Source organism: Agromyces sp. CF514, assembly GCF_900113185.1.
In the GTDB taxonomy this organism is placed as follows: Bacteria; Actinomycetota; Actinomycetes; order Actinomycetales; family Microbacteriaceae; genus Agromyces.
Genome location: NZ_FOZD01000001.1, coordinates 347,436 through 359,170, shown reverse-complemented (window position 1 = coordinate 359,170; position 11,735 = coordinate 347,436). Strand labels below are relative to the sequence as shown.

Annotated in this window: 11 protein-coding genes; 4 read left to right on the top strand and 7 right to left on the bottom strand. The window is 71.1% G+C overall.

What is annotated here, in order from left to right; genetic code table 11:
* Position 1 precedes the first annotated feature (1 nt).
* From BM342_RS01625 to BM342_RS01615, 3 genes are all read left to right on the top strand, one after another.
* Entirely contained in the window at positions 2-1,075 is a 1,074-nt protein-coding gene (locus BM342_RS01625) for a hypothetical protein (protein WP_092963791.1), read from the top strand.
* A gap of 62 nt (positions 1,076-1,137) precedes the next feature.
* Positions 1,138-1,512: a YccF domain-containing protein gene (locus tag BM342_RS01620; RefSeq protein ID WP_092963790.1), complete on the top strand. Its 375-nt coding sequence runs from the start codon at positions 1,138-1,140 to the stop codon at positions 1,510-1,512.
* Entirely contained in the window at positions 1,509-2,852 is a 1,344-nt protein-coding gene (locus BM342_RS01615; protein ID WP_092963789.1) for an MATE family efflux transporter, read from the top strand. Before BM342_RS01620 ends, BM342_RS01615 begins: the two co-directional genes overlap by 4 nt.
* Positions 2,853-2,975: 123 nt before the next feature.
* Here BM342_RS01615 and BM342_RS01610 read toward each other — a convergent pair whose 3' ends face one another.
* Positions 2,976-4,079, bottom strand: coding sequence for a LacI family DNA-binding transcriptional regulator (locus tag BM342_RS01610; RefSeq protein ID WP_177232011.1), 1,104 nt, complete (start codon positions 4,077-4,079; stop codon positions 2,976-2,978).
* Between the two features lie 107 nt (positions 4,080-4,186).
* Between BM342_RS01610 and BM342_RS01605 the strand changes: the two genes are divergently transcribed.
* Positions 4,187-4,951 (top strand): SDR family NAD(P)-dependent oxidoreductase, encoded by a 765-nt coding sequence (locus tag BM342_RS01605; RefSeq protein WP_092963787.1) that lies wholly within the window; start codon positions 4,187-4,189, stop codon positions 4,949-4,951.
* A 118-nt stretch (positions 4,952-5,069) separates the two neighbouring features.
* Here the strand turns inward: BM342_RS01605 and BM342_RS01600 are convergent, their stop codons facing one another.
* The 6 genes from BM342_RS01600 to BM342_RS01575 form a co-directional block, all read right to left on the bottom strand.
* On the bottom strand, positions 5,070-6,245 hold the full coding sequence (locus BM342_RS01600; RefSeq protein WP_092963786.1) for a glycine C-acetyltransferase: 1,176 nt from the start codon (positions 6,243-6,245) through the stop codon (positions 5,070-5,072).
* A gap of 17 nt (positions 6,246-6,262) precedes the next feature.
* Entirely contained in the window at positions 6,263-7,306 is a 1,044-nt protein-coding gene (gene tdh / locus BM342_RS01595; RefSeq protein WP_092963785.1) for an L-threonine 3-dehydrogenase, read from the bottom strand.
* 141 nt (positions 7,307-7,447) lie between these two features.
* Positions 7,448-8,656: a Gfo/Idh/MocA family protein gene (locus tag BM342_RS01590; protein WP_092963784.1), complete on the bottom strand. Its 1,209-nt coding sequence runs from the start codon at positions 8,654-8,656 to the stop codon at positions 7,448-7,450.
* A gap of 117 nt (positions 8,657-8,773) precedes the next feature.
* Positions 8,774-9,838, bottom strand: coding sequence for a LacI family DNA-binding transcriptional regulator (locus BM342_RS01585; protein ID WP_092963783.1), 1,065 nt, complete (start codon positions 9,836-9,838; stop codon positions 8,774-8,776).
* Between the two features lie 3 nt (positions 9,839-9,841).
* Positions 9,842-10,753: a carbohydrate ABC transporter permease gene (locus BM342_RS01580; RefSeq protein ID WP_092963782.1), complete on the bottom strand. Its 912-nt coding sequence runs from the start codon at positions 10,751-10,753 to the stop codon at positions 9,842-9,844.
* The gene (locus BM342_RS01575; protein ID WP_092963781.1) at positions 10,746-11,732 is read right to left on the bottom strand and encodes a carbohydrate ABC transporter permease; all 987 of its coding nucleotides are present in this window, start codon (positions 11,730-11,732) and stop codon (positions 10,746-10,748) included. Before BM342_RS01575 ends, BM342_RS01580 begins: the two co-directional genes overlap by 8 nt.
* Between the last annotated feature and the right edge of the window lie 3 nt (positions 11,733-11,735).

The following is an 11,735-nucleotide window of genomic DNA, read 5'->3' as shown; positions in this document are numbered from 1 at the left end:
GATGCCTCACGCCACCGCTCCAGCCGCCGTCGCCGCAGCGCCGCTGATCGTCGCCGCCGACGGGTACATCGACGACGCCGTGCAAGCGCTGTCGACCTCGACGGTGTACGTCGCGCCCGACGCGACCGACGTCGACTCACAGGCACTGCAGGCGCAACTCACCAGTCTGATCGGGAGCGACTCGATCGGAGTGGCGGTGCTGTCGCCGTTTGCCGACGACGGCGGAGCTACTGGAGTCGAGATCGCTCGCGAACTCGTTCCGAAGACCGGGTACGACACGATCATCGTGTCGATCGACGGAAACCTCTCAGCGGCATCGCTCGCATTGCCAGTCGATGAGGCGCTGCGAATCGCCAACGTCGCCGAGGAGAACTCGGACAGCGTCGAGGCAGCTCTCACCACAACGGTTCAAGAGGTGCAGGCCGCCGAGCCCGCGGCATCCGGATCGGACGGAGGCGGCGGTGCCGGCGGCCTCGTGCTCGGGCTCGCGATCACGGCCGCGGTGCTCGCCGCCGGTGCGGCGACCGCGTTCGGCGTGATCCGCGCCCGTCGGCGCCGCGGCGCGATCGGTGCACGTGACGGCCGGCTGCCCGACCCGATCCGGCAGCACGTCGCGACGCTGCGGTCGCTCTCGACCGCCTACGGGCAGGTCGGGGCGGCGGGCAACCAGGTCGCCGCGCAGACGTCGACGGAGATCGCCGCGATCGCGGTCAACGTCGAGGAGCTCTTCGCCCGACTCGACCAGCGCAGCGGTGCCGACCAACGGGGGCTCGCGGCGATCGAGCTCGACGCCACGCTCCGCAGGCTCACCGGAGCCCTCGACCGCGACTACCTGCTCGACATCCTCACCCACCCGCAGCTCTGGGACGACCCCGACGAGCGCGTCCGCGAGGTGCGCAACGCGGTAACGGCGGTCTCGGACGACCTCGTGCAGAACATCAGGCAGGTCAACGCGCGCCGCGGGCTGCACTTCCAGGTCTCGCTCGACGGACTCGTCGGCAAGCGCGCCGAGCTGCAGGAGTGGGAACGCGCGTTCGAGCAGGCGACCGACGACGGCCAGAAGCCACCGACGTGAGCGGGTGCCGCGCAGCCCTCGTCGGGGGCGCCCTCGCCGCCCGGACCTGATTGAATCGGCTCATGTCGACCGTGCTCAACATCATCTGGCTCGTGCTCTCGGGCTTCTGGCTGTTCGTGGGCTACCTGCTGGCCGGCGTCGTCATGTGCGTGCTCATCGTGACGATCCCGTGGGGCATCGCGTCGTTCCGCATCGGCCTGTACGCGCTCTGGCCGTTCGGCCGCACGGTCGTCTCGAAGCCCACGAGCGGTGCGTGGTCGTTCATCGGCAACGTGATCTGGTTCCTCCTGGCCGGGTGGTGGCTCGCCCTCGCCCACCTGGTCTCGGGAGTGCTGCTCTGCATCACGATCATCGGCATCCCGCTCGGCATCGCCGACTTCAAGCTGATCCCGGTCTCGCTCGCGCCGCTGGGCAAGGAGATCGTCGACATCCGATGAGCGGACCGACGAGCACGGTCGACCGCGACATCCTGCGACTGGCCGTGCCTGCGCTCGGCGCGCTCATCGCCGAGCCGCTGTTCCTGCTCGCCGACACGGCGATGGTCGGACACCTCGGTGCGACGCCGCTCGCGGGCCTCGGCATCGCGAGCGCGGTGCTGCAGACGATCATCGGGCTCATGGTGTTCCTCGCGTACGCGACGACGCCGATGGTCGCGCGGCGCCTCGGCGCGGGCGACGAGCGGGCGGCGGTGTCGGCGGGCGTCGACGGCCTGTGGCTCGCGGCCGGGCTCGGCGCCGTGCTCGCGGTGCTCGGATGGTTCGCGACCCCGTGGCTCGTCGGCGTGTTCGGCGCCTCGGCAGAGGTGTCGGCCGCGGCATCCGCGTACCTCTCGATCTCGATGCTCGGCCTGCCCGCGATGCTGCTCGTGTTCGCGGCCACCGGCCTGCTGCGCGGCCTGCAGGACACGACCACCCCGCTGTGGGTCGCGGGCATCGGGTTCACGGCGAACATCGCCCTGAACTTCGTCTTCATCTACGGCCTGGGGCTCGGCATCGCAGGTTCGGCGGTGGGCACGGTCATCGCCCAATGGGGCATGGTGCTCGTCTACGTCGTCGTGATCGCGCGGCACACCATGCGCGTGGGTGCGAGCCCGTGGCCGCACCACGCAGGCGTGCTGCGGGGTGCTGCCTCGGGCGGCTGGCTGTTCCTGCGCACGCTGAGCCTGCGAGCGGCGCTGCTGCTCGCGACGTGGGCGGCGACCTCGCTCGGACCCGACGAACTCGCGGCCTATCAGGTGGCCATCACGATCTACTTCACGCTCGGGTTCGCGCTCGACGCGCTCGCGATCGCCGCGCAGGCGCTCATCGGCAAGGGGCTCGGCGAGGGCGACGTCGCGCAGGTGCGGGCGGTGCTGCGCCGCTGCGTGCAGTGGGGCGTCATCTCGGGCGTCGTGCTCGGCGCGCTCGTCGTCGCGACCGCGTGGGTGCTGCCCGCCGTGTTCACGTCATCGGCCGAGGTCGCGGCGCTGCTGCCGCCCTCGCTCGTCGTGCTCGGGCTCTCGGCTCCGCTCGGCGGGCTCGTGTTCGTGCTCGACGGCGTGCTGATCGGCGCGGGCGACGCACGCTACCTCGCCTGGACCGGCCTCGTGAACCTCGCCGCGTTCGTGCCGCTCGCGCTCGGCACGATCTGGTGGGCGGATGCCGCGGGCCTGCCGAGTGCGACCTCGCTCGCGCTGCTCACGGCGGCGTTCGCCATCGGCTACCTCGCCGCCCGCACGGTGACGCTGTCGCTGCGCGCTCGCGGCGCGGCGTGGATGGTGACCGGCGTCACCTCCTGAGCACGGCGTGACGGTCACCCGGCGGCGCGGTTTCAGGCGGTCGGCGGCAGCTCAGGCAGTGCTCGCGGATCGGCGCCTGAATCGGCGCCGGTTGCCTGATGTCGCGGTGTACGCGGCAGCCGATCAGCCGGCGCGCGGCGGAGCCGTGGTCTCGCCCACGTGCAGCACGCTCGTGAAGCAGCGCGATGCGGGGGGCTCGCCGTCGTCGTCGGCGAGCATGCGCACGACGGCCTCGCCGGCCGCACGCCCCTTCGCGACCGACGGCTGCACGAGCGTCGTGAGGTCGTGCTGCAGCCCGTCGACGCGGATGCCGTCGAACCCGAGCACGCTGACCTCGGCGGGCACGGCGACGCCGAGCTCCTCGGCGGCCTGCAGCACGCCGGCGGCGAGCAGGTCGCTCTGCGCGATGATCGCGGTCGGGCGGTTCGCCGGGTCGGCGAGCAGCACTCGGCCGGCCTCGAGGCCCTCCTCGATCGAGCTCGCGGCGGCCGCGCGTCCGGTCGCGTGCGGGAACACCTCGCGCGCGCCGCGCAGGCGCTCGCTCGCGGTGTCCGACGTGCTGCCGGCCTCGAGCGCCTGGGTCAGGGGGCCGCGGGTGCGGGCGGGGTCGAGCGGGAGCGTGACGATCGCGGCATCCGTGTGCCCGAGGTCGCGCAGGTGCTGGGCTCCTCGACGGGTCGCATCGCGGTTGTCGATCGAGATCTCGGGGATGTCGGAGCCCGCGGCGCCCTCGATGGCGACCGTCGGGATGCCGCGGCGGCGCAGGGCCGCGACGGTCTGGCTGAGCCGGGGGCTGCAGCCGATGAGCACGACGGCGTCGACCGGGGCGTTCTCGACGCTCAGGGCCGGGGTCGCGGGGACTCCGCCGGTAGTGTCGACGAGCGGCAGGTCGACGGCGCCCACGTCGGTGAGCAGCAGCAGTCCGGCGCCGAGCGGCGCGATGCCCTCGGTGATGCCGTCGAGCATCTGGATCTTCACCGGGTCGAGGAACGCCGTGCGAACGCGCTGCTCGAGCACGACGCCCACGATGCCCGAGCGTCCGCGGCGCAGCGAGCGGGCACGAGGATCGGGGCCGGCGTAGCCGAGTTCGGCGGCCGCGGCGAGCACGCGCTGCTTCGTCGCGTCGGAGACGGGTCCGGATCCGCTGAAGGCGAGCGAGGCCGTCGAGGCCGAGACGCCGGCGCGCGCCGCGACGTCGGACAGGGTCGGTCGGGCGGACTCGGACATGCTCGGGCATCCTCGGTTGGCTGGTCGGCGGGCTCGCCGATACGCCCGATCATAGGTCATCCACCTCGAATCGATTCGAGATGCAACCGGCCTCTAGGCTGGGCGCCATGCCGAAGACCGCACTCATCACGGGTGCGAGCTCGGGCCTCGGAGCCGAGTTCGCCCGCCAGATCGCCATGACCGGCGCCGACCTCGTGCTCGTCGCCCGCGACCGCGAGGCGCTCGACGAGGTCGCGGCCCGGATCCGCTCGAAGTACGGAGTGGGCGTCGAGGTGCTTCCGGCCGACCTGTTGAAGCGCCGCCACCTCGCGAAGGTGGTCGCGCGCATCTCCGACCCGGGGCGCCCCATCGAGCTGCTCGTGAACAACGCCGGCTTCGGGCTGCCGCTCGACTTCGCCTCTAACGACCTCGACGACGAGGTGAAGCACCTGGCCCTGCACGTCGAGGTGCCCATGCGGCTGAGCCACGCGGCGCTCGCGCACATGCTGCCGCGCGGACGCGGACGCATCGTGAACGTGGCCTCGGTCGCGGGCTTCATCCCCCGGGGCACGTACGGCGCCTGCAAGGGGTGGCTCATCAGCTTCAGCCGCTGGTCGAACGCGAGGTACGGCGCGAAGGGGGTCACGACGACGGCCGTCTGCCCCGGCTTCACCCACACGAACTTCCACGAGCGCATGGGCCTGGCTCCCGGCAAGGAGGGAGTGCCCGCCTGGATGTGGCTCGACGCACGCACGGTGGTCGCCGAGGGCCTGCGCGATGCGGCGCGCGGCAAGGGCGTCTCGGTGCCGTCGCTGCGCTACCGCCTGCTCGTCGGACTCAGTCGGCTGGCACCCGCCTCGCTCGTGATGCGGGCCGGCGAGCGCGGGCGCTGACGCCCTTCCGCCGGTCGAGTAGCGACGGAGGAGCGTATCGAGACCAGCATGAGTCGTGCGGTGGCGCTGGCCTCGATACGGCGCTGGCGCGCCTACTCGACCGGCGGTCGACGACCACTCAGACCGCGGCCCGCGCCTCGATGAAGGCCTCGACGCACCGGCGGATCTCGTCTTCGGAGTGTGCGGCCGAGAGCTGCACGCGGATGCGCGCCGCCCCGCGCGGCACCACCGGGAACGAGAAGGCCGTCACGTAGACGCCCCGCTTCTGGAGTTCGTCGGCGACCCGCGAGGTGATCACGGCGTCGCCGAACATGACCGGCACGATGGCGTGCTCGCCGGGCAGCAGGTCGAACGCGGCATCCGTCATCAGCTCGCGGAACAGCGCGGCGTTCGCGTTCAGGCGCGACCGCAGCTCGCCCGAGGACTCCAGCAGCGACAGCGCCTCGAGCGTGCCGGCGACGATCGCGGGCGCGAGCGTGTTCGAGAAGAGGTACGGGCGCGCGCGCTGGCGCAGCAGGTCGACGATCTCCTGCCTGGCCGCGACGTAGCCGCCGGATGCACCGCCGAGCGCCTTGCCGAAGGTGCCGGTCGTGATGTCGACGCGCCCTTCGACGCCGCACAGCTCTGGCGTTCCGCGGCCGTGCTCGCCCACGAACCCGACGGCGTGCGAGTCGTCGACGAACACGAGCGCGTCGTAGCGGTCGGCGAGGTCGCAGATCTCGGCGAGCGGCGGGATGTAGCCGTCCATCGAGAAGACGCCGTCGGTGACGATGACCCGGCGACGGGCATCGGATGCCTCGGCCAGGCGCACCTCGAGGTCGGCCAGGTCGCGGTTCCGGTACCGGTACCGGCGCGCCTTCGAGAGGCGGATGCCGTCGATGATCGACGCGTGGTTCAGCTCGTCGGAGATGATGGCGTCGTCGGGGCCGAAGAGGGTCTCGAACACGCCGCCGTTCGCGTCGAAGCACGACGAGAACAGGATCGTGTCGTCGTAGCCGAGGAACTCGGACACGCGCCGTTCGAGCTCGAGGTGCTGCTCCTGCGTGCCGCAGATGAAGCGCACGCTGGCCATGCCGTAGCCCCATTCGTCGAGTCCGCGGTGCGCGGCCGCGACGATGCGGGGGTCGTTGGCGAGGCCGAGGTAGTTGTTGGCGCAGAAGTTCAGCACCTCCTGCCCGGCGACCGACACCTCCGACGACTGCGGGCCGAGGATGCCCCGCTCGCGCTTGGTCAGGCCGGCCTGCTCGATCTCGTCGAGCTCCGCCTGCAGTTGCGACTTCACCGATCCGTACATGCGCGGACCTCCGTTTCTCAGACCTGTGTCCAGTCGAGGATGACCTTGCCGACCCCGGCCGACCTGGCCGAGTCGAACGCCTTCCGCCACTCGTGGGCGGGGTACCGCTCCGAGATGATCGACGCGACCCGCTCGCCCAGCACGGGGCTCGTCTGCAGCATCGCCGACATCGAGTTCCAGGTCTCGAACATCTCGCGGCCGTAGATGCCCTTGACGGTCAGCATGTGGGTGACCACCTTGCCCCAGTCGATCGCGTAGGGCTCGCTGGGCAGGCCGAGCATCGCGATGCGGCCGCCGTGGTTCATGTTCTCGATCATCTCGGGCAGCGCACGCGGCGAGCCGGACATCTCGAATCCGACGTCGAACCCCTCGCGCATGCCGAGCCGCTGCTGCGCCGCGCGCACGCGCTCGTTCGAGACGTCGACGACATCGTCGGCGCCCATGGAGCGGGCGAGCTCGAGACGTGCGGGCGAGACATCCGTCGCCACGATGAACCGGGCGCCCACGTGACGGGCGACCGCGATCGACATGAGGCCGATGGGGCCGCAGCCCGTGACGAGCACGTCTTCGCCGACGACCGAGAACGCCAGGGCGGTGTGCACGGCGTTGCCGAAGGGGTCGAAGATGGCGGCGACCTCGGGCTCGACGGGCGCGTGGTGCACCCAGACGTTGGCACCCGGGATCACGACGTACTCGGCGAACGCGCCGTCGCGGTGCAGTCCGACGCCGAGCGTGCGGATGCACATCTGGCGGCGTCCGGCACGGCAGTTGCGGCACATGCCGCACACGACGTGCCCCTCGCCCGAGACCAGGTCGCCCACGGCGATGTCGTGGACGAGCGGCCCGACCTCGACGACCTCGCCCGAGAACTCGTGCCCGGGCACGAGCGGCGTGGTGATGTTCGAAGCAGCCCAGTCGTCCCATGCCTCGATGTGCAGGTCGGTGCCGCAGATGCCGGTGCGCAGCACCCGGATCTTGACGTCGGCGGGGCCGATGATCGGTTCGGGCCGTTCGACGAATTCGAATCCGGCGCCGGGGGCAGGCTTGAAGAGGGCCTTCATGTCGGTGAAACTCCGTTGTTCTGGCGCACGAACCGCTGGGTGCGGCGGTTCATGCGAAGGGTCCGGTGGGTGCGCCGGATGACACAGCCATCGTATCCGGCGCGGGTGCCGTGTTTCAGGCCTGGCGGGGTCTGCGCCCCGTCAGCGACCGAGGCTGACGGATTCCTCGATGGTGACGGATGCCTCGACCTGGCCGCGCTCGAAGTACTCGACCAGGTCGTCGGCGAGCGCGGGCACGGCGAGCGCGGATCCGTCGCCGCGGAGCGACTCGGTCGCGAGCACGCCGGCCGCGACCGCCTCGCGGGCGGCGATCGGCGAGGTCTCGGTGAGTCCGCCGTCGCGCACGAACCGCAGGAACTCCGCGATGAGCAGCTCGTCGGCGCCCTCGTGCCCGGCGTCGGCGACCTCGGGCACCGCGAACGACTCGTCGGGCACGGCGGCGCCCTGGTGGCGGCGGTTCCAGAGTGCGACGGTCGATCCGGCGGTGTCGCCGAGGTTCTCGATGCGCCCCTCGGTGCCGATCACGGTGTAGTTGCGCCAGTAGTCGGGCGCGAAGTGGCACTGCTGGTAGCTCGCGAGCACGCCGTTCGACAGGTGCAGGTTCACCATCGACACGTCTTCGACGTCGACGACGGGGTTCAGCCCGGTGAGCGAGGCGGGCGGCCAGTTGTCGAGGCTGAACCAGTCGGGCATCCGCTCGCCCGATCGGTCGCGGCGGTCGTCGATGCCGCCGTAGACGCTGAGCGAGCCCATCGCCGAGACGCGGTCGGCGTAGGCGCCGGCGAGCCAGTGGATGACGTCGAGGTCGTGCGCGCCCTTCTGCAGCAGCAGGCCGGTCGTGCGGCGCCGGTCGGCGTGCCAGTCCTTGAAGTAGTAGTCGCCGCCGTTGCCGACGAAGTGGCGGCACCAGACGGCCTTCACCTCGCCGATGCGTCCCTCGAGGATGAGCCGTCGCATGAGCACGACCACCGGCATGTGGCGCATGTTGTGCCCGACGTACAGTCGCGTGCCCGTGCGGCGGGCGGTCTCGAGCACGGCGTCGGCGTCGGCGAGGTCGATCGCGAGCGGCTTCTCGCAGAACACGGCGACGCCCGCCTCGAGGGCGGCGATCGCGATGCGCGCATGCGTGTCGTCGGGCGTCAGTACCATGACGGCGTCGATGCCCGAGCCGAGCAGCTCGTCGAGCGAGTCGGTGACGAGCGCGTCGGGGTACTCGGTCGAGGCGGCCGCGCGTGCCGACTCCGAGAGGTCGCAGACCGCCGTGATGCGGCTGCCCGCTCCGGGTCGGTGCGCCTCGTGCCTGAGGCTCGCGCGTGCGCCGAAGCCGACGATGCCGATGGTGAGATCCACTGGTGGTGCTCCTTAGAGGGTGGTGAAGACGAGGATGGCGACGGATGCCGCGGTCGGCCGGATGCGGAGCGCGGCCGGTCGCGGTGTCGCCGGAGGGGTGCCGAGGTGGCGGGGCGGTCAGGTGCCGGGCCGCGGCGCGGGCGCGTCGAGGTCGGTCGAGCCGCCCAGGTGCAGCGACCACGGGAACACGTGCAGCTCCCCCGCGGAGCGCTCGGACTCGAGCGCACGCCCGATGATGAGCTCGGCCTGGCGCTCGTAGAAGTCGGTCGGGCCGACGGTGGTGAGGGTCGGTGCGACGAGCTGCGCGTCGGGCGTGTTGCCGATGCCGACGACGGCCACGTCGTGCGGCACCCGCAGGCCGAGCATGTGCGCCGCGTTGATCGCCGCGATCGCCGCGAAGTCGGTCGAGGCGTAGATCGCGGTCGGCCGGCGCTCGCCCGAGAGCAGCCGCACGGCCGCCTGGAACGCGCTGGCCTGCGTGTCGCCGAACGTCGCCGTCCACGCGGGGTCCGGCTCGATGCCGAGCGCCCGCAGGCCCTCGAGGTACGGGGTGTACCTCGTGACGCCGTGGGCGGCTCCCGTGACCGCGGCCTCTGAGACGAGGCATCCGATCTGCGTGTGCCGTTCGAGCAGGTGCTCCATCGCCAGGTGGCATCCCGGGATCGCGTCGGACCGGACCACGTCGTAGCCGTCGGGCTCGAGGTGCTCCGAGAAGACGACGAGCCGCTGGCCGCGGTCGACGAGATCGGCGAGCTTGCGGCGCGCGACGTCGTCGTGGCCGGCGCCGTCGAGGTAGGCGACGTCGCTCTCGACGCGGTCGAGCGCCGTGTGCCAGTCGCCGTCGGCGAGGATCAGCGTGGTCAGTCCGTGCCGGTTCGCCTCGACGTTCACCGCGTCGGCGACCGCGAGCGACCACGGGTCGCTCAGCATGTGCAGCGAGAGCTGGATCATGCCCGTGCGCCCCGTGCGCATCGCGCGGGCCGAGCGGTTCGGCCGGTAGTGCAGCTCCTCGGCGGCGGCGAGCACGCGGCGGGCGGTGTCCTCGGCGACGCCCGATCCGTTCGATCCCGAGCGACCCGAGAAGACGTACGAGACGGTCGCGGTCGAGACGCCCGCGAGGTCGGCGACCATGCGCAGGGTGGGGCGCCGCTTCGGCGCGGCGGACTCAGCTGGATGCGTCATCCGTCACCCCTTCGATCCCGAGAACGCGATGCCCTGGATGAACTGCTTCTGCAGGATCATGAACGTGACGAGCATCGGCAGCGTCGCGAGCAGGGCGCCCGCCATGAGCACAGGGTAGTCAGTGCCGTGCAGCCCGACGAGCTGCGACAGGCCCACCGAGAGCGGCATCTTCGCGGGGTCGGTGGTCACGACGAGCGGCCAGAGCAGGTCGTTCCACGACCACAGCACCGTGAAGACCGTGAGCGCGATGATGCCCGGCTTGGCGAGCGGCACCATGATGCGCCAGAACGTCTGCCACGGGTTCGCCCCGTCGATACGTGCGGCCTCCTCGAGCTCCGACGGCATCGACATGAAGAACTGCCGCATGAGGAACGTGCCGAAGGCGCTGAACAGGCCGGGCACGATGAGCGCCTGGAGCGTGTTGATCCACCCGAGCGTCTGGATGATCTCGTACTGCGGCAGCAGGTAGAGCTGCGACGGCACCATGAGCACCGAGAGGAAGACCACGAACAGCGCGTTGCGACCGCGGAAGGGGATGCGCGCGAACGCGTAGCCCGCCATCGTGCACAGCACCACCTGGCCGATCGTGCGGCCCGCCGTGAGCAGCACCGAGTTGAGGAACATCTGGCCGAACGGCATCGAGTCGAAGACCTCGGCGAAGTTCGTGAACACCCACGGGTCGGGGATCACGACCGGCGGCACCTGCACCGAGTCCTGGAACGTCTTGAACGCGGTGAGCGTCTGCCAGACGAACGGGAAGACCATCACGATCGCCCCGGCGGCCAGCAGCAGGTGCACGAGCCAGTGGCCGCTGCGGCGCGTGCGACTGCCGACCGGACGGCGACGATCCGCGGATGCCTCGGGCGAGACATCCGCCGCGGTCATCGCCCTGGTGTCGAGCGCGAGGTCACTCATAGTGCACCCACTTCTTCTGGAGACGGAACTGCACGACCGTGAGCACGAGGATGATCAGCAGCAGCAGGAACGCGATCGCCGCCGCGTACCCGCGCTCGTTGTCGAGGAAGCCCGCCTCGTAGAACAGGTAGACGATCGTGCGGGTGTTCGGCATGGCCGGGTTGTTGCGGCCCAGCATCATGTAGACGAGGTCGAACACCTGCAGCGCGCCGATCACGCTGATGACGCTCACGAAGAAGATCGACGGGCTGAGCATCGGGATGGTGATCGAGAAGAACTTGCGCACGGGGCCGGCGCCGTCGAGGTCGGCGGCCTCCATGATCGTGTCGGGGATGCCCTGCAGGCCCGCGAGGAAGATCACGATGTTCGTGCCGAGGCCGGCCCAGATGCCGACGACCGCGATCGCGACGAGCGCCGTGCTCGGGTCGGTGAGCCACGACCTGCCGTCGATGCCGACGAGCCCGAGCATCTCGTTGAAGACGCCGTAGTCGCCGTTGTAGATCATGCGCCAGACGAGCGCGATGGCCGCCGGCATGGTGACGACGGGGATGAAGTAGAGCGTGCGGTAGACGCTGCGTCCGCGGAGGCCGGCGGTGTTGAGGAGCGCGGCGATGGCGACGGCGATCGGGATGCCGACGAGCGCGATGATCGTGTACACCGCCGTGTTGCGCAGGGCGCCGAGCAGCTCGGGGTCCTGCAGGAGACGCACGTAGTTCTCGAACCCGACGAACTCGGAGCCGCCGAACGGGCCCGACTTCGTGAACGAGAGGATCAGCGTGCGGATCGTCGGCCAGATGTAGAAGACGAGCAGTCCGAGGGCCGTCGGTCCGATGAACAGCAGCGCCCACCAGGCGGATTGGGCGGGGCCGCGACGTCGGCCGCGACCCGCCCGGCCGGGCTCGCCGGGGGCGACGTCGGGCCGCCCCCGGTCGAGCTCGGAGATCGGCGCCGCCGTGCGCTGCGCGATCAGGTCGGTCATCGG